Origin of the sequence: Nonomuraea sp. NPDC050153 (assembly GCF_044460125.1) — a bacterium.
In the GTDB taxonomy this organism is placed as follows: domain Bacteria; phylum Actinomycetota; class Actinomycetes; order Streptosporangiales; family Streptosporangiaceae; genus Nonomuraea.
Map to the genome: position 1 here is coordinate 378,688 of NZ_JBITJQ010000007.1, position 22,049 is coordinate 400,736.

The 22,049-nt window shown below is 72.0% G+C and carries 16 protein-coding genes; 7 read left to right on the top strand and 9 right to left on the bottom strand.

Going from position 1 to position 22,049, the window contains the following annotated elements; translation table 11 throughout:
• Nucleotides 1-11: 11 nt before the first annotated feature.
• Nucleotides 12-2,873, bottom strand: a complete 2,862-nt coding sequence (locus tag ACIBQ1_RS21005) for a BTAD domain-containing putative transcriptional regulator (RefSeq protein WP_397279683.1) — start codon at nucleotides 2,871-2,873, stop codon at nucleotides 12-14.
• Nucleotides 2,874-3,085: 212 nt separating this feature from the next.
• Between ACIBQ1_RS21005 and ACIBQ1_RS21010 the strand changes: the two genes are divergently transcribed.
• On the top strand, nucleotides 3,086-4,084 hold the full coding sequence (locus tag ACIBQ1_RS21010; RefSeq protein WP_397279684.1) for a M23 family metallopeptidase: 999 nt from the start codon (nucleotides 3,086-3,088) through the stop codon (nucleotides 4,082-4,084).
• 18 nt (nucleotides 4,085-4,102) lie between these two features.
• On the top strand, nucleotides 4,103-5,515 hold the full coding sequence (locus ACIBQ1_RS21015; protein ID WP_397279686.1) for an N-acetylmuramoyl-L-alanine amidase: 1,413 nt from the start codon (nucleotides 4,103-4,105) through the stop codon (nucleotides 5,513-5,515).
• 66 nt (nucleotides 5,516-5,581) lie between these two features.
• Here ACIBQ1_RS21015 and ACIBQ1_RS21020 read toward each other — a convergent pair whose 3' ends face one another.
• From ACIBQ1_RS21020 to ACIBQ1_RS21030, 3 genes are all read right to left on the bottom strand, one after another.
• Nucleotides 5,582-5,944 carry a cupin domain-containing protein gene (locus ACIBQ1_RS21020; protein ID WP_397279688.1) on the bottom strand — a complete coding sequence of 121 codons (363 nt, stop codon included), beginning with the start codon at nucleotides 5,942-5,944 and terminating at the stop codon, nucleotides 5,582-5,584.
• Between the two features lie 254 nt (nucleotides 5,945-6,198).
• On the bottom strand, nucleotides 6,199-7,185 hold the full coding sequence (locus tag ACIBQ1_RS21025; protein ID WP_397279690.1) for a helix-turn-helix domain-containing protein: 987 nt from the start codon (nucleotides 7,183-7,185) through the stop codon (nucleotides 6,199-6,201).
• A 49-nt stretch (nucleotides 7,186-7,234) separates the two neighbouring features.
• Nucleotides 7,235-8,188: a LuxR C-terminal-related transcriptional regulator gene (locus ACIBQ1_RS21030; protein ID WP_397279692.1), complete on the bottom strand. Its 954-nt coding sequence runs from the start codon at nucleotides 8,186-8,188 to the stop codon at nucleotides 7,235-7,237.
• 115 nt (nucleotides 8,189-8,303) lie between these two features.
• Here ACIBQ1_RS21030 and ACIBQ1_RS21035 point away from each other — a divergent pair, with 115 nt between their 5' ends.
• The 5 genes from ACIBQ1_RS21035 to ACIBQ1_RS21055 all read left to right on the top strand — a co-directional run bounded on the left by ACIBQ1_RS21035 (nucleotide 8,304) and on the right by ACIBQ1_RS21055 (nucleotide 16,664).
• A complete protein-coding gene (locus tag ACIBQ1_RS21035; RefSeq protein WP_397279693.1) occupies nucleotides 8,304-12,143 on the top strand; it encodes a S8 family serine peptidase in 3,840 nt (1,279 codons plus the stop codon).
• Nucleotides 12,144-12,264: 121 nt separating this feature from the next.
• A complete protein-coding gene (locus tag ACIBQ1_RS21040) occupies nucleotides 12,265-13,155 on the top strand; it encodes an ABC transporter ATP-binding protein (RefSeq protein ID WP_397279694.1) in 891 nt (296 codons plus the stop codon).
• Nucleotides 13,152-13,997: an ABC transporter permease gene (locus tag ACIBQ1_RS21045; protein ID WP_397279695.1), complete on the top strand. Its 846-nt coding sequence runs from the start codon at nucleotides 13,152-13,154 to the stop codon at nucleotides 13,995-13,997. The genes ACIBQ1_RS21040 and ACIBQ1_RS21045 overlap by 4 nt, the downstream gene beginning before the upstream one ends.
• A gap of 73 nt (nucleotides 13,998-14,070) precedes the next feature.
• Nucleotides 14,071-15,333, top strand: a complete 1,263-nt coding sequence (locus tag ACIBQ1_RS21050) for an FG-GAP-like repeat-containing protein (RefSeq protein ID WP_397279697.1) — start codon at nucleotides 14,071-14,073, stop codon at nucleotides 15,331-15,333.
• A gap of 401 nt (nucleotides 15,334-15,734) precedes the next feature.
• Nucleotides 15,735-16,664 carry an NAD(+)/NADH kinase gene (locus tag ACIBQ1_RS21055; protein ID WP_397279699.1) on the top strand — a complete coding sequence of 310 codons (930 nt, stop codon included), beginning with the start codon at nucleotides 15,735-15,737 and terminating at the stop codon, nucleotides 16,662-16,664.
• Between the two features lie 24 nt (nucleotides 16,665-16,688).
• On the opposite strand, the gene ACIBQ1_RS21060 is transcribed toward ACIBQ1_RS21055, so the two are convergent.
• The 5 genes from ACIBQ1_RS21060 to ACIBQ1_RS21080 are packed head-to-tail and all read right to left on the bottom strand — an operon-like array spanning nucleotide 16,689 to nucleotide 21,923.
• Nucleotides 16,689-17,732 (bottom strand): hypothetical protein, encoded by a 1,044-nt coding sequence (locus tag ACIBQ1_RS21060; protein WP_397279701.1) that lies wholly within the window; start codon nucleotides 17,730-17,732, stop codon nucleotides 16,689-16,691.
• Between the two features lie 54 nt (nucleotides 17,733-17,786).
• Nucleotides 17,787-18,632, bottom strand: coding sequence for a carbohydrate ABC transporter permease (locus ACIBQ1_RS21065; RefSeq protein WP_397279702.1), 846 nt, complete (start codon nucleotides 18,630-18,632; stop codon nucleotides 17,787-17,789).
• Complete coding sequence (locus ACIBQ1_RS21070; protein ID WP_397279703.1) at nucleotides 18,625-19,650, bottom strand: carbohydrate ABC transporter permease; 1,026 nt, start codon at nucleotides 19,648-19,650, stop codon at nucleotides 18,625-18,627. Before ACIBQ1_RS21070 ends, ACIBQ1_RS21065 begins: the two co-directional genes overlap by 8 nt.
• Nucleotides 19,647-20,897 carry an extracellular solute-binding protein gene (locus tag ACIBQ1_RS21075; RefSeq protein WP_397279705.1) on the bottom strand — a complete coding sequence of 417 codons (1,251 nt, stop codon included), beginning with the start codon at nucleotides 20,895-20,897 and terminating at the stop codon, nucleotides 19,647-19,649. Before ACIBQ1_RS21075 ends, ACIBQ1_RS21070 begins: the two co-directional genes overlap by 4 nt.
• A 42-nt stretch (nucleotides 20,898-20,939) precedes the next feature.
• A complete protein-coding gene (locus ACIBQ1_RS21080; protein WP_397279706.1) occupies nucleotides 20,940-21,923 on the bottom strand; it encodes a LacI family DNA-binding transcriptional regulator in 984 nt (327 codons plus the stop codon).
• Between the last annotated feature and the right edge of the window lie 126 nt (nucleotides 21,924-22,049).

Consider the following 22,049-nt stretch of genomic DNA (forward strand, 5'->3'; position numbering starts at 1 on the left):
GCCCCCGGGCCTCACGCGAACGACTCGCTGAGCTCCCTGCGCAGCTCGCGGGCCTGGTGCAGGTAGTGGGTGGCCAGGGTGGCGCGCCCGGAGGAGCGGTAGAGCTCCCCGAGCGTCTGGTACGTGTCCGCCTCCCCGCGGCGGTCCCCCAGCTGCTGGAAGATCACCAGGGAGCGCTCCAGCTGGTCGGAGCCGTCCGATCGGTGGCCCCTGGCCACCTGGAGCCCGCCCAGGTTCCGCATCGCGTACGCGCCGCAGTGGCGGTCGCCGAGCGCCTCGAAGATGTCCAGCGCGTGCCCCTGGAAGCGCATGGCCCGCTCCGACTCGGCGGACATGTCGTACAGGCGGCCGAGTTGCATCGACACGCAGCCCTCGCGGTGGGCGTCGCCGAGCTCCTCGGCCAGCCGCAGCGCGTCCCCGAGCCACCTGGACGCCTGCCGCAGGTCCCGCAGCGACAGGTGGACGCGCCCGATCGCCTGCCGCGCGTACGCCTCGCCGCTGCGGTCGCCGATGGCCAGGAACATGGCCAGCGCGTGCCGGAAGGACCCGAGCGCCTTGAGGTGCCGGTTGGAGAACTGGTTGACCGCCGCCAGCCCGCAGATCGAGATGGCCTCGCTGCGCGTGTCGCCCAGCTCGTGGAAGATGACGCGGGCCCGCCGGAACATGTCCTCGGCCTCGGCGTAGCGGTCCTGGTAGAGGCAGACCTGGGCCAGGCCGCGGAGCATGGCGGCCTCCCCGTGGCGGTCGCCGGCCGCGCGGGCGCTGTCCAGGGCGAGGCGGTGCGTGAGCTGCCACTCGTCCAGGAGGCAGTGCAGGTCGAAGTACGGGACCAGGGTGGCGGCCAGCCCCCACGCGGACTGGGCCAGGCCCGCGTCGGCGGCCAGCCGTACGGCCTCCACCAGGGACTCCCGCTCGGCGTCGAACCACGACAGCGGCTGGGCGGTGAGGCGGCCGAGGGTCTCCCGCTCCAGGCTCCAGCGGGGCGCCAGGTCGGACGTCAGCCCGAAGAGGGTGGTGGGAAGTCGTAAGGAGGCGTGTTCGGCGGCGGTCAGCCAGCCGCCGAGCACCCGGGCCAGCGCGTGCCGCTCGGTGTCGCCGCCCGCCTTCTCCTTGGCGGCGCAGCGGATCAGGTCGTGGAGCCGGTAGCGGGGCTGGCCGACGTGGTCGGTGCCGGCCAGCCGCAGGAGGTTCGCGTCGACCAGGGCGTCCACGACGGCGTCGGCGCGGGGCCGGTCGAGCACGGCGTCGGCCACCCAGCCCGGCACGGACTGCTCGCCGAGCAGGCCGATCGCGCGAAAGGCCAGGGCGGCGTCGTCGGGCAGCCGCTGGTAGCTGAGCTCGAAGGAGCCGCGTACCTCGAGGTCTCCGACGCGTAACTCGTCGAGGCGGCCGGCCTCGTCCTCCAGCCGCTGCCGCAGCACGGCCAGCGACCAGCCGGGCCGTCCGGCCAGCCGAGAGCCGGCCACCCGGACGGCCAGCGGTAAGTGGCCGCAGGCGCGCACGATCGCCTGGGCGGCCTCGTGCTCCTCGGTCACCCGTTCGGGGCCGACGATCCGGCCCAGGAGTTCTTCGGCCTCCGCGGGGGGCAGCACGTCGAGTTCGAGCTGGAGCGCGCCGGGCAGCTCGGCGATCCGCCGCCGGCTCGTGACGAGCACCGCGCTGCCGCTGCCGGGGAGCAGGGCGCGTACCTGGGCGGTGTCGGCGGCGTCGTCCAGGAAGACGAGCATGGGGCGCTCGGACAGCAGAGAACGGTAGAGCGAGGCCCGCTCGCGCACGGTCGGCGGCAGGGTCGCCTGCGCGACGCCGAGCGCGCGTAGCGCCTCCGCGAGGAGGTCGAGAGGATCGGCGGGATCGGCGTCGGTGCCGCCCAGGCACAGATAGAGCTGGCCGGCGGGGTAGTCCGGCCGTAACGCGTGGGCGCAGTGCACGGCCAGCGCGGACTTGCCCATTCCCGGCGGTCCGGTCACCACGGCGATCACGGGCGGCCCGTCCGGCCGCCGCGCCTCGGGGGACAGGGCGTGGGTCACGGCCGCGACGTCCCGCGCCCTGCCGGTGAAGTCCGGCACGTCCGCGGGAAGCTGGTGGGGCGGGGCCGCGACGGGCGCGGGCGGGGGGAGCTGGTGGGGCGGCGGCGCGACGGGCGCGGGCGGGGGATCACCCGCCAGTACGGAGGCGTGCACCTCGCGTAATTCCTGCCCCGGCTCGATGCCCAGCTCGTCCACGAGCTGCCGCCTGATCGTGGTGTAGGCGTTCAGGGCCTCGGCCCGCCGGCCGCTGTGGTGCAGGGCGAGGATCAACTGCTGCCACAGATCCTCGCGGTAGGGGTGCTCGCCGATCAGGCCGCGCAGGTCGTCGATCGCGGCGGCGTGCTCGCCGCGGGCCACCTTCAGCGCCACGAGCTCCTCGGCCGCGGCCAGCCGGGCCTGGGTGAGGGAGCGTAGGCGCCCGTCCCACAGCGGGCTGGCGGGCAGGTCGCCGAGCGGCGTGCCGCGCCATAACGCCAGCGCCCGGCGTAAGTGCTCCGCGGCCTTCTCGGGCCGCCCCGCCGCCCGCGCCACCAGGTCCTCGAACTCCAGGGCGTCCAGCCGCTCCGGGCCGAGCTCCATCGTGTAGCCGGAGGCGCGGGCCTCGATCTGGACGCCGGCCGAGCGCAGCGTGCTCACGTACGTGCGCAGGTTGGCCACGGCCGACGACGGCTGCGTCCGCGGCCAGAGCACCTCGACGAGCGCCTCCGAGCTGACCACCTCGCCGGCCTCAAGCAACAGCGAGGCGAGCAGGAGCCTGGGCTTCCTGCCCGCTACGTGCAAGGGCCCTTCCGGGCCCCGGACCTGTAACGGCCCGAGGACCTTGAATACGGGCTGTTCAACCACCATGACCGCGCGTTCTCCTGAGCTGGGCGCCGTGCGGGGCGTCCGTTGAGTGAAGCGTTCAAGCTGGAAGGGCCTTTATACCGATTTTGGATGTTCTTTGTATGCCGGACTCGCAATCTTGATCCCCAGCAAGAGCGCTTCGAAAGATCCAACGGACAGGATTCGCGGCGTCGGCGGGGGCGTGGCCCCTCCGGTGCGTGCAGAAAGGTATCCGCATGAGAACCAGAGGGGTGCTTACGGCCGGGTTCGCCCTGCTCTTCAGCCTCGCAGCCGGTCCGATCGCGACGGCGTGGGCCGCCCCGACCCCCACTCCTTCCCCGTCGTCGACGGCGAAGGAGGACGAGGGGGAGACGGCCAACCCGCCGAACCAGGTGGACGTCCCGCCGGTCTCCACCCTGGCGGCGCCGGGCTTCCAGCTCCCGTTCCCCTGTGGTCAGACCTGGACGGGTAACTCCAGCAACAGCAGTGCGCACAAGTCGTACGAGATCGACTTCAATCGGGGCAGCACGGCCGATGCCGACCGTGGTGACGCCGTGGTCGCCGCCGCGGGTGGCACCGTGGTCATCTCGGCCCACCAGGGTTCGGCCAACGGTTACGGCAATCTGGTCAAGATCGACCACGGTGGTGGCTGGACCACGTACTACGCCCACCTGACGGTGCGGTCGGTCTCCGCCGGCGCCCAGGTCACGCAGGGCCAGAAGATCGGTACGGTCGGCAACACCAGCAAGCCCGGCAACAACATCAGCCCGCACCTGCACTTCGAGGTGCGCCAGGGCACGAGCTACCCCGGCAACATCCGCAAGGCCGTCTTCAACGGCGCCACCTTCGGTTACCCGAACGCCAGCGTGACCTCGAAGAACAAGTGCGGCGGCGGTGGCGGTTCCACCAACCCGAACACCGCCGAGTCGGTGTGCGGCGCCGGCTACAAGGTGATCGACTCGCAGGCGCTGGGCACGGCGGGCACGGTCTACCTGACCTTCAACGCCGGCAACGGCAACAACTGCGTGGCCACGATCAAGAAGGCCTCGCTGGGCAAGGCGACCGCCACCACGGCTTATCTGGAGGTCGTGGGCAAGGCCCGGGCCACCGACACCGGCAACTTCGAGTACTACGCGGGCCCGGTGCGCGCCGCGGCGGCCAAGAAGTGTGTCAAGTGGGGCGGCAAGGCCGGATCCAGCACGTACAACAGCCCGTCCGAGCACTGCGGGAGCTGAACCCCTTTGAATCTGCGCATGATCCTGGCCGGTGCCGCCGTCCTGCCTCTGTCGCTGCTCGTGGGGCAGCCGGCCGGGGCGGCGGCCGCCGATCCGATGACCGACGCGTTCGCCAAGGCGGCGTCGACGTATGAGGTGCCTCGTGACCTGCTGGTCTCGGTGGCCTACTCCGAGACCCACCTGGACGGTCACCAGGGACGGCCCAGCGCCGACGGCGGCTATGGCGTGATGCACCTGGTCACCTCCAAGACCCTCGACAAGGCCGCCACGCTGACCAAGCAGCCCGCCTCGTCGCTGAAGGCGGACGACGCGGCCAACATCGCGGGCGGCGCGGCCGTCCTGCGTGCCCTCGCCGACGAGCTCAAGCTGGACGCCACCGCCCGCAAGGACGCGGGCAAGTGGTACCAGGCGGTCGCCAAGTACTCCGGCGCCTCCTCGCAGTCGGTCGCCCGGCTGTATGCCGACACCGTGTACGAGCAGCTCGCCAAGGGCGTCAGCGCCAAGACGCCCGCCGGGGAGACCGTCACCGCGCCGGCCCGCGCCGTGACGCCCGACCGGGGCCCGTACGCCAAGGCGGACGACCTGGACAAGCCCAGCGCGCTCGCGGCGGCCACCGACTACCCGTCGGCCGCGTGGGCTCCGGCGCACAGCACCAACTACGCCGTCTCCAACCGTCCCACCAGCGACGCCATCGACCGCATCGTCATCCACGTGGCGCAGGGCACCTACGCCGGGACGATCTCCTGGTTCCAGACCGGGCCCCGGCCGAACCCCACCTCGGCCCACTACGTCGTCCGCTCCTCCGACGGCGCCGTCACCCAGATGGTCAGGGAGAAGGACCGGGCCTTCCACGCCGGCAGCTACAACCGGCGCTCGGTCGGCATCGAGCACGAGGGCTGGGTCGACAACGCGACCTGGTTCACCGACACGATGTACCGCTCCTCGGCGGCGCTGGTCCGCAACATCGCCGACCGGTACGGCATCCCCAAGGACCGCACCCACATCGTGGGTCACGTCGAGGTTCCCGGCGCCGACCACACCGACCCGGGCCAGTACTGGGACTGGACCAAGTTCATGCAGTACGTCGGCGGCAGCGGCGGGGGCACCAACCCGCACACGCCGGAGTCGGTGTGCGGCACCGGCTACAAGGTGATCGACTCTCAGGCGCTGGGCACGGCGGGCACGGTCTTCCTGCTGTACAACGCGGACAACGGGAACAACTGCGTGGCCACGATCAAGAAGACCTCGCTGGGCACGGCCACCGCCACCAGCGCCTTCCTGGAGGTCGAGGACAAGGCGCGGGTCACCGACGAGGGCAACTTCGAGTACTACGCCGGACCCGTCCGGGCCGCCGCCGCCGACAAGTGCGTCCAGTGGGGCGGCAAGGTCGGAACGAGCACGTACGAGAGCCCCTTCGAACACTGCGGGTGATCCGCTGACCCGATGACCTGTGGCCGGATCGCGCGGGCTCGCGATCCGGCCACAGCTGTGTCCTTCTCAGCCGGTCTCGGCCTTGGCGTACCTCGCGGCCCCGCCCGCGAAGTCGTACATCACGCACTGCTCCTCGCCCACGACCCAGGCGTCGTGCCCGGGGGAGCACACGAAGACGTCGCCCGGCCCCACCTCGACCTCGGGACCGTCGTCCATCCGGATCCGCAGCCGGCCCTCGACGATGAACCCGTTGTGGTGGAACTGGCACGAATCGGTGCCCACGATCGGCTTCACCGACTTCGACCACTGCCAGCCGGGCTCGAACGTGGCCACGCCGAAGCTCAGCCCTTCCAGGTCGCACACCTCGAAATGCCCCATGGGGAAGTCGCGGCGCTCGTCCGGCTTGTCGATGCTCTTGACCTCGATCATGACGTCCCCCTTTCGTCAGATTCAGTCTACGACCTGCGGTTTCACGATTTTTGATCTTCCTTTGGGGTCGCCCGGCGTTTGGGGGCCGGTGGGGGAGGGGCGACGCACCCCTCCCCCGGAGGCCGAACGCCGCTGGAACGGCACCCCGGCCGGCGGGGGAGGGGCCGGTGCCTCCGAGGACGGCGACCGCGGTCGGCGGGGTGTGTTCCGCGAGGGAGCGCGACCACAGACGGCGTGGCTCGCCGCCGATCTCCTCAAAGGGGCGGTGGGGAGGCCGGGGGCGGCTGGGAGAGGGCGGCCTGGACGCCGGCCTGGAAACGGGTGCGGGCGCCGAGCCGGGACATCAGCTCGGCGATCCGCCGCTCCGCCGTCCGGTGGCCGACCCCGAGCTGACGGGCGATGGCCTCGTCGGTGAGGCCCGACAGCAGGAGCGCGATCAGCCGCGCGTCGCCCCCGGAGTCCCTGGGCGGCGGGTTGCGCGCGGACGGCGCCAGCCCGAGCGGCAGCGCCCGCTGCCACAATCCCTCGAAGAGCCTGATCAGCGCCTCCAGCAGCCCCGACGGATGGATGACGAGCGCCGCCACCGCGTCCGCAGGCTCGTGCCGGAGCAGGAGCAACGCCAGCCGGTCGTCCACCAGGTACAGCTTCATCGGCAGCTCGGGCAGCACCCGCGCCTGCTGTCCCGCCCCGACCATCTCCTCGATCTGCCGTATCGCGCCCTCGGCGGCCACGAACTCCCGCTCGTAGATCATGCGGCTGGTGATCCCGCGCTCCAGCAGCTCGCGCTGTGCGGCCACGCTGCCCAGGGGGTCGAAGTACGGCCGCCTGGACAGGCACCGGAGCTGCTGCCGGGCGGCGCGCTGGATCTGGGCGTGCCGCTGCTCGACCGCCCGCCGCCCGGTGACCACCTCAACGACCACCGGGGGCGTACGTTCCCGGGCGCGCTCCTGGAAGACCTCCTCCAGCTCGCGGGCCCGTTCGCGGACCCGCAGCAGGTCGCGTTCGGCGGCGAGCAGGAGGACGTCGAGCGCCATCTCCGGGGCGACGGCGGCATAGGCGGGCGGAGCTCCCGGGGACGCGCTGAGCAGGCCCTTGGCCTCCAGCGACGCGAGCAGGGGCTGCAGGTCGGCGCGCGGCCAGGCGGCGGCCAGCTCGTCGAGGGTGGCGGGGGAGCGCTCCAGCAGCACCTCGTACAGCGCCTCCTCGTCGGGCCCCAGCCCGATCGCGCCCAGCGAGGTCACGACGCCTCCCGGCCCGCGCCGAGCCCGGACCCGTCCATCCCGGGCGCGGTCACGGGGCCTCCTCGTCCAGCCAGCCGCGCATGACCGCCTGGTAGCCCGCCTGGAAGCGGGTGCGGGCGTCGAGCCGGATCATCATCGCGCGCACGTGGCGGCGCACCGTACGGTCGCTCCAGCCGAGGTGGGCGGCGATGGCCGCGTCGGTCAGCCCGGCGGTGAGCAGCGGCAGCAGGTCCCGCTGCGCGTCGGCGGGACCGGTCGCCTCGGCCAGCCGCCCGTGCCTGACCTGCAACGGCACCGCCCGCTCCCAGTACATCTCGAACAGCGCCGACAACGCGTCCAGCAGCGTCGAGTCGTGCACCACCAGGGCGGACTCCACCGCGTGCTCGTCGTGGCGGAGCGGCATGATCGCCATGGGACGGTCGTTCAGCGCGAGCTTGACGGGCACGTCGCCGACCCTGGCCTGTTCGCCGGCCGCGACGTAGCGGGTGATGAGCGAGAGGGTGCCCGGCACCTCCATGGCCCGCCGGTCGTAGAGCGCCCGGTATTCGACGCCCCGCTCCAGCAGCTCGAACTCCACCGCGTTGCCGCCCATGGGCGTCGCGTACGGGGGAGCGTCGAAGACGCGGATCTGCCGTCGCGCGCTCTCCTGGAGCCGCTGGAACCATCGGCCCACCGCCTCCTTGCCGATCACCACCTCGACCAGGTCGGCGGAGTCCCCGTCCGGCACCGAGCGGTGGAAGCGCGCCGCGAGCTGGGCGGCGCGGTGGCGGGCGGCGGCCAGCTCGCGGGTGCGCGCCCGGATGAGCGCGTCCAGCCCCATCTCGGGAGAGACCGCCACGTAGCGCGGCGGGTCCTCCGGGAGCCGGGTGATCAGCCCCAGCTGTTCCAGCCGGGCGGCCGTGGACGCGGCGTGCCCGAGCTCGGCGAGCGCTGCCGGAGAGCGCTCCACCAGCGCTTCGTACAGGGCCTGCTCGGCGTACGAGAGCCCGATGATCTCCAACACGATCACATCGTGTCCTATTTCCGTACATGGCGGGAAGAGGACTCACAATCGTCTTTCGCGGCTTTACTGCGATCTGTCATGGTTCCCGGGGACACGATGATCTCTGAGGAGACGCATGATCGGCCGGTCGCTTGTCGCGTTGGGCGTGCTGCTTTCCACCGGGATGGCCGCCCCGACCCCACCTCCCACCCCCGCCTACGCCGCACCGCCGCCGGTCGCCGGCGTGGCGGGAGAATCCGCGAAGAAGATCACGTTGATCACCGGGGACGTGGTCACCTACAGCACCACTCCGGACGGCAGCCCGCAGGCTCAGGTCGAGCCGGCCCGGCGCCCGGACGGCGCGCCGGTGTTCTTCATGTCTGTACGCGAGCCCGGCTCGTACTACGTCTACCCCACGGACGTGATGGGCCTGGTGTCGGCGGGCCGCCTGGACCGGGGCCTGTTCGACGTGGCCTACCTGGCGGGCAACGGCTACTCCGACGCCGAGAGCCCCACCCTGCCCCTGATCGTCCAGCACGGGGCGCAGCAACGCATCGCCGGGTCCCGCACCCTGGCCAGCATCGACGCCGCGGCCGTGAAGGTGGACAAGAAGGCCGCCGGGCAGTTCTGGTCCGGGGTGAGCACGGCCAGGGCCGCGTCCGAGAAGATCTGGCTCGACCGCAAGGTCCAGGTCTCCCTCGACCGGAGCGTCAAGCAGATCGGCGCGCCCGAGGCGTGGGCGGCCGGGCTCAAGGGCGCGGGCGTCAAGGTGGCCGTGCTCGACACCGGCATCGACGCCACCCACCCCGACCTCGCCGGCCGGATCGCCGCGACCGAGAACTTCAGCTCGGAGAAGACCGCCCAGGACGGCCACGGCCACGGCACGCACGTCGCCTCCATCATCGCCGGCAACGGCGCCAAGTACCGGGGCGTCGCCCCCGAGGCGTCGCTGGTGGTCGGCAAGGTGCTCAACAACTACGGCAGCGGCCTGGCCTCCGACATCATCGCGGGCATGCAGTGGGCGGTCGCCCAGCAGGCCCGCGTGGTCAGCATGAGCCTGGGCGGCTGCTGCCCCGGCCCGGACAACCCGCTCGACCAGGCCGTGAACAACCTGTCCGCCGAGTCGGGCGCGCTCTTCGTGATCGCCGCGGGCAACGACGGCCAGAGCCGCCAGATCGGCTCCCCGGGCACCGCCGCCTCGGCGCTCACGGTCGCCGCCGTGGACCGCGAGGACGCGCTGGCGTCCTTCTCCAGCCGGGGCCCCACCGCGATCGACTACAGCCTCAAGCCCGACATCAGCGCGCCGGGCGTGGACATCGTCGCCGCCCGCGCGGCCGGGACGTCCATGGGCGAGCCCGCCGAGGACGACTACACCACCGCGTCCGGCACCTCGATGGCCACCCCGCACGTCGCGGGCGCCGCCGCGCTGCTCGCCCAGCAGCACCCCGACTGGACGAACGCCCAGCTCAAGGCCGCCCTCACCAGCTCCGCCCACGGCGACGGCCAGGACGCCTACGAGCAGGGCTCGGGCCGCGTGGACGTCGCCCGCGCCGTCAAGCAGCAGGTGCGCGGCTCCGGCGCCATCGACTACGGCTTCCTGACCTCGCCTCAGAACGGCCCGGTGACCAAGACCCTCACCTACACCAACGACGGCGACCAGCCGGTCACCCTCACCCTGAGCGCGGGCGTCAAGGCGCACCGGGGCGGCGACCTGCCCGCCACCACGCTGACCCTCGACCGGGACACCGTCACCGTTCCGGCGCACGGCACCGCGCCGGTCTCGGTCACGTTCGACCCCGCGGGCCCCGACACCTGGTACGAGGGCCTCGTCCGCGCCACGGGCCAAGACGGCCAGGTCCAGGTGAACACGGCCGTGGGCGCGTTCGTCGAGCCGAAGAAGGTCACGGTCCGGGCCCGGGTGGTGCTGCCCGACGGGGCGAGCGCCCCAACGGCGATCCCGTGGCTGTTCATGCGCACCGACGAGCGCGACGACCTCCAGTACGCCTACAGCCCCGCCCCCGGCGCCGAGAGCGAGGCCCAGGTGTACCCCGGCACCTACACCGTGCTCACCGCGCTGGCCTGGCGCGGCGCGGACGGCGAGTGGGTCCAGTCGCTGCCGTCCGACCCGCAGATCGACGTCACCAAGGACACCACGGTCACGCTCGACCTGCGCAAGGCACGCAAGGTGTCCGTGCGGACGCCGCGCGACTCGGAGGTCTACCTCTCGCAGCTCGGCTACCGGCGCATCGCGGCCAACCCCGTCGCCTACATCGACGTGCAGTCCGCGTACCCGGACTACGGGCTGCGCAACTACGTGATGCTGCCCACGCGCAAGGTCACCCAGGGCACGTTCACCCTCGCCGGCCGCTACCAGCTCGGCGCCCCGGCCATCACCATGGAGGTGCCCGGCGGCCCCCGGATCACCCCCCGCTACCAGAACGTGACGCCGCAGACGCCCAAGCTCGACGGCCGCAGCAGGCTCTCCCTGGTCTACGCCGGCAAGGGCACCGACTTCACCGGTCTGGACGCGCGTGGCAAGCTCGTCCTGCTCAACCTGGAGGACCTCTGCCCGGCCATGGCCTGCACGGGCAACGCCCTGGACCGGGTCAAGGCCGCCCAGCAGGCCGGCGCCGTGGGCGTCCTCGGGTACGGGGCCGTCAACCGGGCCTTCCTCCACCCGTCGGGCAGCTGGCCCACGTACCCGATCCCGACCATGAGCCTGACCGCCGAGCAGGGGCGGGCGCTGGCGGCCCTGGCCGGGCGCCGGCCGGTGACCGTCACGGCTGAGGGCGTGGCGACCACGCCGTACCTGTACTCGCTGATGCTGCCCGAGCAGGGCCGCGTCCCCGCCGACCTCGACTACTCGGTCAGGACGCGAGACCTGCAGCGCATCGAGGACCGCTTCCATGCCGACCGGCCCGGGGCGGTGGAGCTGAGCACGGGGGCGGCGATGCTGCGGCCGGGCAGGTTCGCCCCCACGTGGTCCATGGAGCACAACGTGCGGGCGCAGACGACCTTCACGGAGTACGTGGGGCCGGTCTCGCCGGACGTCGTCTGGACCCGCTCGAACACGATGAACTACGACGAGGGCGCCGACTTCTACAACAGGCGCGCGATGGCGGCGACCGCCGTGGACGTGTTCACCACCGGGGGCACCAGGACCGAGCCGTGGGGGATCCAGCCCCGCGTGCCGGGCAACGTGGTCGTCTCCGACGCGGTGCTCCGCTCCGGGACCGCCCAATGCTTCCCCTGCCGGACGAAGGACACCTTCATGGCGGCCCTGCCGGTCATGGGCCCGGTGCCGAACCACCAGGAGGCGTTCGCGTACAACGCCAACTTCCTGAGCGACAAGCACGGCGGCAAGGACGAGCTGCGCCTGTTCCGCGACGGGCAGGAGGTCCCGCTCGTCGAGGCGACGATCGTGATCGCCATCTTCGCGATCATCGTGCCGACCTTCACCCTCCCGGAGACGGAGGCCACCTACCGGCTCACCGACAAGTTCCACACCCCGAACCCGTCCCAGCTGTACGCCAAGGACGTCGAGACGGCCTGGACGTTCCGGTCGAAGCGGCCCACCGGCGGGATGCAGACCACGGACGACGGGCTCTGCATGGCCTGGTTCGCCACGGGCAAGCTGGCGCCGTGCGAGCCGGTCCGGCGGCTCAACCTCCGCTACGACGTGCCCCTCGACCTGGACAACCGCGCCAAGGCGGGCACGTCACACCGGATCACCGTCACCGGCTACCACGGGTCCTACGGCACGCCGGACGCGAAGGTCAAGGACGTGAAGCTCTCGGTCACGTACGACGACGGCGCCCACTGGACGCCGGTCCGCGTCTCGGCCTCCGGCCAGGCCACCATCACGCCTCCCGCGCTGGCCGCCACCACGGGCGCCGTGGGCCTCAGGGCCCAGGCCACGGACACCGAGGGCAACACCGTCGAGCAGACCGTCCAGCGGGCGTACGGCCTGAAGTGACCTCGCACGGGCGCACAAGCAACCCGCGTTGACTAAGTTGGAGTTAGTCAACTACGGTTGCTTGTGCGTCCTGGATCTCCGGGCGCCACGCTGCGGCGTGCTCCCATGAGAGGCGAGATCCATGACGACGAGCGAAGTCGTGCTGGACGTCGACGGCCTGCGGATGCGCTACGGCCCGGCCGACGTCCTGCACGACGTGACCTTCCAGGCGCGGCGGGGCGAGGTGGTGTGCCTGCTCGGCCCGAACGGCGCGGGCAAGACCACCACGATCGAGATCCTCGAAGGCTTCCGGACGCGGTCGGCCGGCCGGGTCGAGGTGCTCGGCGCCGACCCGGCGCGCGGCGGCGAGGACTGGCGGGCGCGGGTCGGGGTCGTCCTGCAGTCCTGGCGCGACCACGGCAAGTGGCGGGTACGCGAGCTGCTCGACCACCTCGGCCGCTACTACGCCGCGTACTCCACCGAGACCATCGCCCGGCCGTGGCCGGCCGACCGGCTCATCGCGGCGGTCGGCCTGACCGGGCAGGCCGACCACAAGATCAGGACGCTCTCCGGCGGCCAGCGGCGCAGGTTCGACGTGGCCGTCGGCCTCGTGGGCCGTCCCGAGCTGGTCTTCCTCGACGAGCCCACCGCCGGGCTCGACCCGGTGGCCAGGCGCGCCTTCCACGATCTGGTCGTGGACCTCGCCGCCGAGGGCGACACCACGATCCTGCTCACCACCCACGACCTGGCCGAGGCCGAGAAGCTCGCCGGCCGCATCATGATCCTCGACGGGGGCCGGATCGTCGCGGACGGCACGGCCGCGCAGCTCGCCCGGCAGATCGCCGGCCAGGACGAGGTGCGCTGGACCCGCGACGGACAGCGCTTCAGCCAGTCGGCCGCCGAGTCCACCCGGCTGGTGTTCGAGTTGTTCAAGCAGTACGGCGAGGCGATCGAGAACCTCGAGGTGCGCCGCGCCTCGCTGGAGGACACCTATCTCTCCCTCGTCCGCCAGGCCGAGGAGGGAGTCCGATGAACCCGGTCGCGACGGCCTGGCGGGCCGGCTGGTCCCGCGGCCTGATCGAGCTGCGGCAGTCGTTCACGAACGCCGCGGACCTGGTCAGCCACTTCCTCTGGCCCGTGCTGATGCTGATCACCACGTACTTCCTGCGGAACGTGTCCTTCGGGCAGAGCGGGCTCTCTCTCGGCGCCCTGGCCCTGCCGAGCATCCTCGGCATGAACGCCGGGATGTCCATGGTCAGCATGAGCCAGCACCTCACCGCCGACCGCGAGGACGGCACCCTGCTGCGCGCCAAGGCCACGCCGCACGGGATGACCGGCTACCTGCTCGGAAAGATCATCCTGGTGGCCGGCGGCCTGGTCGCCGACCTCGCGATCTTCCTGGTTCCCGGCATGTTCCTCGTGCCCGGCCTGGCGTTCGGCGACCCGGGCGCCTGGCTGACCGTGCTCTGGGTGCTCCTGCTGGGGCTGGTGGCGACGCTGCCGCTGGGGGCGGTGCTGGGCTCGGTGTTCGTCAGCGCCCGCAGCCAGGGGCTGATCCAGCTCCCCGTCCTGGGCCTGATCGCGGTCTCCGGCATCTTCTACCCGATCGCGGCGCTGCCGGAGTGGGTGCAGTGGATCGCGCAGGCGTTCCCCGTGTACTGGCTCGGGCTCGGCATGCGCTCCGCCCTGCTCCCGGACGCCGCGGCCGCCGTCGAGATCGGCGGGTCCTGGCGGCACCTGGAGACGGCCGGGGTGCTGGTGGCCTGGGCCGTTCTCAGCCTGGTCACCGCGCCGATCGTGCTGCGCAGGATGGCCCGCAGGGAGTCGGGCTCCAGCGTCGCGGCCCGCCGCGAGAAGGCCCTGCAGCGGATCTGACGATCGCGGGCCGTGGAAACCCGGCGCCCGGCAGGGCGGCGCACTAAGCTCGGTGGCTGTGCCGCGAAGGGTGATGATCTTGCTGGCGTCGGCCCTGCTGATCGCGGGCTGCGGCGGCGTCGGGCCTGAGCCCCGCCCTGCCGCCCAGTCGCCGTCGGCGTCCACGCCGACGCCGAGCACCACTCCGACCCCCGTGCGGCGTGCGGCCAAGGGCGGCGGCCGTGCCGACGACGTCAACGGTGACGGCCGTGCGGACCTGCTCGTCTACGTCGAGCTCCGGCCGGACCATCTGCGCTTCCTCGCGGTCGTCTACGGCTCGTCCCGAGGGCTGCGCACCGGCCGGCCGGCGATCGTCTCGTCGCAGACGTTCTTCGCCTGGCAGTTCGACCCGGGTATCAGAGCCGACCTCGACGGAGACGGCTTCGGCGACATCCTGGGTTACGGGCGGCGCGGCGACCGCGACGAGCCGATGGGCCCGCACATCTTCTGGGGCGGCCCGGACGGCATCGACACGGGAACGGTCCCGACCCCGGTGCCGCCGCCCATGAAGACCGACATGCCGACCTTCCGGTCCGTCGCCGGCGACTTCGACGGGGACGGCGCCGCCGACGTGGCGATGTCCACCGACGACAGCCGGGGCGGCTACGGCCTGGCCGTGATGTACGGCCCGTTCAGCCGCGCGGGCGTGCCCAGCCGCCAGACCGTCCAGCCCTCGCCCACCGGCGACGACTTCTGGCGGATGACCGTCGACGAGATCGACGGGCGGCACGCGACCGGGCTGGTCGTGTTCACGGGCGACGACGGCGAGCAGACCTCCGGATGGCTGCTGAACGGCGGTCCGGACGGCCTGGCGACGTCGGGGCGCAGGCTGCGCAAGGGCATGGCGGCCACGTTCGGCGACTTCGACGGCGACGGAGCCAGGGACCTGGCGGTCGGCGACGACGGCAGCCGCAACGACGAGCCCGGCAACGAGACCGAGGCGCCCGAGGTGGACAGGACGCTGACCGTCTACTACGGCGACGGCCGCACCTGGACGTTCAAGGGGGCGGCGGGCCAGGCGGTCGCCGGCGACTACGACGGCGACGGCCGCGACGACCTCGCCTTCGGCGGGGCGCGCGGGGGGCGTGAGCCGGTCCGGATGTTCTGGGGCGGCCCCGGTGGCCTGCGAGCCGGTGGCGGGATCCGCGGCCTGGTCCGCGGCGCGCCGCTGGCGGCGGGCGACTACGACGGCGACGGGGACGACGAACTCGTCCTCGCCTCCGGTGACGACCTCCTCAACGTCACGGTGACGGACGGCAGGAGCGTGCTGACCCGCTTCGACCTGCCGCCCCGCTGATCCGCGTCGGCCGCGCCCGACCGCGCGGAGAGCGCGCCTACCAGACGCAACACCTCATCGTCTGCGGGGGTGAGGTGCTTGAGCCGGTCACGGACGGCGACACCGGACGGGCCGGACACGACGAACGTGGGGGCGATCGGGCGCAGCTCAGCCATGCTCGTCGGTCTCCGGCGCGGTGCCGGCGCGGTCGGTGGCCGATCGGCGAGCACGGTTGGTCGGCGCTGCCGATGCCGCTTGATGACGGCCGAACGGGCACGCTCGCGTGGTGGGCACTCGACCCCTCCCGGATTTCACGTTTCCCGCCGCCTTCACGGCCGCCCTGGTGTTCGCGGTGCTCGGCGCCCTGACGGTGATTCCCATCCGCAAGGTCCGCTGACGCTCCCGCTGGGTAGGGGCACCTCGTGAGGAACTTCACGCTTGGGCTGGTGGTGCACCCCGACCGGCCGGTGCGGGACTCCGTACGGCTGATCGTCCGGCACGCGCGGCGCAGCGGCGGCACGGTCATCGCCCGGCCGTGCGACGCCGGGCGGGTGGGGCCGGAGGTCGAGATCGTCACGCCCGAGGAGTTCGTCGGACGGGTGACCGGAGTGATCAGCCTGGGCGGCGACGGCACCATGCTGGGCGCGATGCGCCTGGTGGTCGGCCGCCAGGTGCCGGTGCTCGGCGTCAACCACGGCCACCTGGGCTTCCTCATCGAGGTCACCCCGTCGGAGCTGGAGCCGGCCCTCGACCGCATGGCCGAGGGCCGCTACACCCTGGAGCCGCACAGCTGCCTGGAGGTGGACGACCGCACGGCGTCCGGAGACACCGCGTTCAACGACATCGTGGTCACCGCCGCCGAGCCGCTGGCCAGCCTGTCCCTCGACCTCGAGGTCAACGGCCTGAGCCACGGCTACTATCGCGGGGACGCGGTGATCGCCTGCACCCCGACCGGCTCGACGGCCTACAACCACGCCGCCGGCGGCCCCATCATCTCCCCGTCCACCGAGGCCGTCGCCCTGACCCCGGTCGCCCCGATGTCCGGCATCAGCCGCTCGGTCATCCTCGGCAAGGACGACCACATCACGCTGCGCAACCCGTCGGACGACGTGCCGCTGCTGTTCTCCGTGGACGGCACCCCCGCCAGGCCGCTCCGGCCCGGGGCCGAGCTGTCGGTACGGCTGCGCACGGACGCGGTGGACATCGTACGGCTCGACGCCGACACCTACGCCCAGCGCAAGCGCGTCAAGCTCAGCCTGCTCGACCTGCCGCTCAGACCGGACCAGCTCGTCGAGCTCATCCCGCAACCCCTGCGCGAGCAGGCCGAGCGGCTGCGCCAGACCATGCGCTAGACAGCCAGATCAAGCGCCGGCTCGTTAGACCCGGACGCCGGCCTTCCGCCACACCTTCAGCAGCCGGCGCGCCGAGCCGCCGACGGGGCCGGCCGCCTCGTGCAGCACCTTCCGTGACACCGGCGTCGCCCGCGTCACGGCGGTCACGGCCTCGTCCGCGCCGGTGATCGTGTGCGAGCAGACGCTCAGCAGGTAGCCGGGGATGTTCAGGAGCGGGTCGGTGCAGCCCACCAGCGGGACGCCCACGGCCGCGACCACCGGGAAGACCGTGCCCGGGATGCCGATGGCGGCCTCGGCCCTGGCCGAGGCCTGGACCGACGGCACGGAGCTGATCTCGTACTTCTCCCAGAGCGTGCGGTCCTCGCGCGGGTGCAGCCCCACGAGGATGTGCCTGCCCGCCGCCGCCAGCCGCTCGGCCGCGGCCAGCAGCAGCTCGGTGCCGGGGGCCGACCCGCCCGTGCCGCTGGACTTGGTCACGCTGGTGAGCACCAGCACGGTGCCCGGCTCGGGGGCGTGCCCGGGCAGGTCGTCGGTCTGCGGGGTGCCCACCACCGCGATCGGGCGGCGCGTGCCCAGGTAGTCGTCGAACACCTCGGCCTCGGCGGGCGAGGACGCGGTGACCGCCCTGAGCCGGTCCCTGAACTCCTTCGCGCGGGGCGCCTCGACGGGCAGCTGGTAGGCCAGCGAGCTCGCGACCAGCGGCAGCCGCCGGAAGCGGGCGGCGCAGTCCGCCGGCCAGTCGCCGGCGCCCGTCACGACGAGCAGGTCGGCGTCCGGAGCGCTGTCCGGCGTCGCGACCGGCACCGGGTCGCCCGGCTTCACCCCCGACAGGTCGGGCACCAGCTGCGTGATCTCCCACCCGCGCCGCCGCGCCTCGGGAAGCAGCGGGGCCACGTGGTAGGTGCCCCACGGCTCGTTCGTGGCGATCAGAACCCGGGGCGCCCTCCCGAGGAACCCGGTCTCCGCCTGGGCGGCGGTGCCGCCCAGGACGGTGAGGCCCGCTCCGGAGAGCGCGCCGGCAAGGAGGGAACGACGGGAGAGCGGGGAAGACCTGTCATCGACTTTCACGTGACCGGAATCTATGGTGCGCTTCTGAACGTCCGCTGACGCCCAGAGGAACGCTCAGCCCTTGTCGGAGCCCTCGTTGGCGCCGCGCACGAAATACCGCTGGAAGATCACGAACACCACCGCCACCGGAATGGTCGCCATCAGCGCGGCCCCCAGCTTGAGCGGATATTGCGTGCCCTTGCCCAGCGACCCGCTCACCAGGTCGGCCAGCCCCCGCGGCAGCGTGAACAGCTCGGGGTTCTGCACCGCCACCAGCGTGTGCGGGAACTCGTTCCAGGTGCCCTGGAAGGAGATGATGGTGAGCGTGAGCAGCGCGGGCCGGGCCATCGGCAGCACGACCGACCAGTACGTGCGGAAGACGCCCGCCCCGTCCACCCGGGCCGCCTCCTCGACGCTGACCGGCAGCGACTCGAAGAACTGCTTCATGATGAACACCCCGGCCGCGTCCGCGAGCACCGGCAGGATGAGCGCGGTGTAGCTGTCGTACATGCCGAGCTGGTTCAGCACCAGGAACTTCGGGATGAACAGCACCACACCCGGCACCGCCATGATCGCGATGATCGACGAGAAGATCGCCCGCCGCCCCGCGAAGCGCAGCCGCGCCAGCGCGTACCCGGCCATGGAGTCGAGCAGCACGCGCCCGACCGTGACGACCACGGTCACCAGCAGCGAGTTGCCCAGCCACAGCGGCAGGTCCGTGCTGAGGAACACCTTCTCGTAGCCGCTCATCGTCACCGGGTCGGGGACGGGCGACAGGGGGTGCGCCGCCGCGTCCGGCTCGGTCTTGAAGGAGGTGGCGATCTGGATGACGAACGGGTAGAGGAAGACGAGCGCGAAGAAGATCAGGATGCAGTAGCCGGTGAACGTGGAGGCCAGCGACCGCGCGTTGTCCTTACGCATGACGCCTCTCTCTCATCACCCAGCGCTGGACCAGCGTCAGCACCACGATGATGGCGAACAGCACGAACGAGATCGCGGTGCCCGAGCCGTACTCGAAGCTGCGGAAGGCCGTCTGGTACGACAGGAACGCCGGCGTGAGGGTGGTCTTGGCCGGGTTGCCCTGGCTCATCACGTAGATCTGGTCGAAGACCTGCCACGTCGAGATCAGCCCCAGCGTGAGCACCAGGAACATGGTCGGCTTGAGCAGCGGCAGCGTCACGTTCCTGAAGACCTGGCGGCGGCCCGCCCCGTCCAGCATGGCGGCCTCCTCCAGCGACACCGGGATGTCCTGCAGGGCGGCCAGGAACATGAGCATGAACGTTCCCGACGTGGTCCAGACGACCAGCATGATGATCGTCGTCATCGCCACGCTGGGTCCGGACAGCCACTCCCACCACGACAGCCCGAACGGCCCGCCGGAGGTCAGCGCCTCCGGCGGGGCCGCCGGATCGACCAGGCCGACGGCCCCGAGCAGCAGGTGCAGCACCCCGCGCGAGTCGGCGAACCACTGGGGCCCGTCGATGCCGAACAGGCCCAGCAGGGCGTTGACCGCGCCGGAGTTGGCGAACACGAACAGGAACACGACGCTGATCGCGACCGAGCTGGTCACCGAGGGGAAGAAGAACGCGGCGCGGAAGAACGTCCGGCCCTTCAGCAGCCGGCTGTTGACGATCAGGGCCAGGCCGAGCGCCAGCACGGTCTGCAGCGGGACCACGATGGCCACGTAGTAGACGTTGTTGCGGACGCTCGTCATGAAGTCCTGCCTGGCCAGCCCGTCCTCGGTGAACAGGCGGGTGTAGTTGTCCACGCCGGCGAACGGCACGGTGCCCCGGAACGGGCTGCCCTGCCCGTTCCAGTCGGTCAGGCTCACCCACAGCGCCATGAGGATCGGCGCCAGCATGAACAGGCCCAGGATCACCACGACGGGGGCCACGAAGAGCCAGCCCGCCAGGTGCTCGCGAGTCTTGCGAATGGTCATGACGTGCCGAGCGCTGCCTGGATGTTCTTCTGCGTCCGCTGCAGCAGCGTCTTGGGCGCGGTGGTGGCCAGCTGCTGCAGCCCGGTGTCGAAGTCGGCCAGGACGCTGTCCATCTTGGGGGCGTTCACGGGGCCCTGGGCGTAGTCGGCGCCGTTGACGAAGGGGCCGTCGTCGGGAAACTCGGCGGTGTAGGCGGCCTTGGCGGACTGGCGCGAGGGCATGACGCCGAACGCCTTGGCGAAGGCCATCTGCTGGTCGGCCTTGGTCATCGCCTCGACGAACGAGACGGCCTGCTCCTTGTGCTTGCTCTTGGCCGAGATGCCCCAGCAGTTCGTGAACGACAGCGTGCCCTTGCCCTTGGGGCCCGCCGGCAGCTCGTGGACGGAGTACTTGACGTCGGGGAAGTCCGCCTTGAGCGCGCCCTTGATCCAGTTGCCCTCGATGGTCATCGCGACCTTGGCCTTGCCGAACGCCTCGCCGCCCCAGCCCGCGTCGAGCTGGTCGGGGTACCTGGCCAGCTTGGCCGACACCAGCGAGCGCACGTAGTCGAGCGCCGCGAGGTTCTGCGGGCTGTCGGCGGTGGCCTGCTTGCCGTCGGGGCTGGTCAGCCAGCCGCCGGCCTGCACCATGAACGCGCCGACGCGGTCGCGGGTCGGGCCGATCGCCAGCGGGGTGACGCCCTTGGCCTTGAGCTTCTCGCTGACCGAGGTGAGCTGCTCCCAGGTGGTCGGCACGTCGGCGTCGCCGAGCCCGGCCTTGGACCACAGGTCCTTGTTGACGATCAGCGCGAGGGTGGAGAAGTCCTTGGGCGCGCAGTAGAGCTTGCCGTCGCGGGTGAACGCCGTGCGCAGGGAGGGGTAGAAGTCGTCGGGCTGGCTGATCTTGTCCCCGTACGGCTCCAGGGCGCCGACGCTGGCGTAGTCGGCGAAGCGGGAGGCGTCCACGTAGAACACGTCCGGGGGATTGTCACCGGCGAAGGCCTGGCCGAGCTGCTGGGCGAGGTCCTGCGCGGGCGTCACCGTCGCGGCCGCGCCCGACGAGGAGGCCCAGGTCTGGGCGGCCTGCTTGACGGCGGCGGTCTCGGCGTCGCCGGAGGAGCCGATGAGGATCTGCAGGTCGACCTGGCCGCCGCTCTGCTGGGGGGCCTGGCTCGGCTTGTCGTCGAAGCCGCTGCCGCAGGCCGACAGGACGAGCGTGGCGCAGGCGAGGCCGCTGATCGCGGCGGCGCGGCGGGTACGTGGCGTCATCGGAGTGGTTCCTGTTCTCGCGTTGTTCGGGGGGCGAAGGGGTCAGGCGGACTGGCGGATGGTCAAAGAGGGGGGCAGCAGCACGTGCGCGGAAGGAGGCTCGGCGTCGGGGCTCTCCAGGGCGCGGGCGAGCAGCTCGACGCAGGCCGCGGCGGCCTCGCCGAGCGGCTGGTGGACGCTGGTGAGGCCGACGGCCCGGGCGGCGGGCGTGTCGTCGAAGCCGATCACGGCGACGGGCCGGCCGGGCTCGCGGGCCTGCAGCGCGCCGAGGGCGAGGGAGTCGCTCGCGCACACCAGGGCGGTCACGCCGGGGTCAGCGGCGATCAGGTCACGGGCCGCGCTCTCCCCGGCGGCGATGCCGTCCTCGACCGACCGCTGCAGCCCGCTGAGTTCCTGACCGCCGAGCGCTCTGGCCCAGCCGGCGCGGCGGTCGTCGCCCACGCCCGAGCCGGGCGGCCAGCCGATGAACCCGATGCGCCGGTGACCGGCGGCCAGCAGGTGGCGGGTGGCCGCCTCGGTGCCCGCGGCGCCGTCCACGTCGACCCACGGATGGCGCGCGTGGGGCAGGTCGCTCCAGGGCCGGCCGAACGCCACGAACGGCAGCCCGCGCTCCAGCAGCCAGGACGCGCGCAGGTCGTCGTGGTGGGTGCCGGTCAGCACGAACGCGTCCGGCTTGTAGGCGCCGAGCAGGTCCTCGTACGTCGCGATCTCCGAGGGGTCGTCCGCGGCGGTGTAGAGCAGGATCCGGTACCCCTCGTGCGCGGCCGTCTCCGACAGGCTGTGCAGGAAGCGGTCGGCCCACGAGCCGCTGATCCCGTCGCCGTCGGGCTCGATGCCGATGGCGATCAGGCGGGAGCGGCCGGTGCGCATCTGGCGGGCGGCCTGGTTGGCGCGGTAGCCGAGCCGCTCGATCACCTCGAGGACGTGCTTGCGGGTCTCCTCTCGCACCACTTCCGGGCTGTTGAGCGTGTTCGACACCGTCTGGCGCGACACGCCTGCCGCCTTCGCCACATCGGTGATCGTCACCTTTTCCGCCATAAATCGCCTTTCGAGGGGGTTGAACGTTCAAAGTCTGGTGAGGCATGATTTGATCGTTCAAAGTTAGCGGAGTGTTTCGAAATCTGCACCCCCGGCGTCCGTCTGTCAAGACCC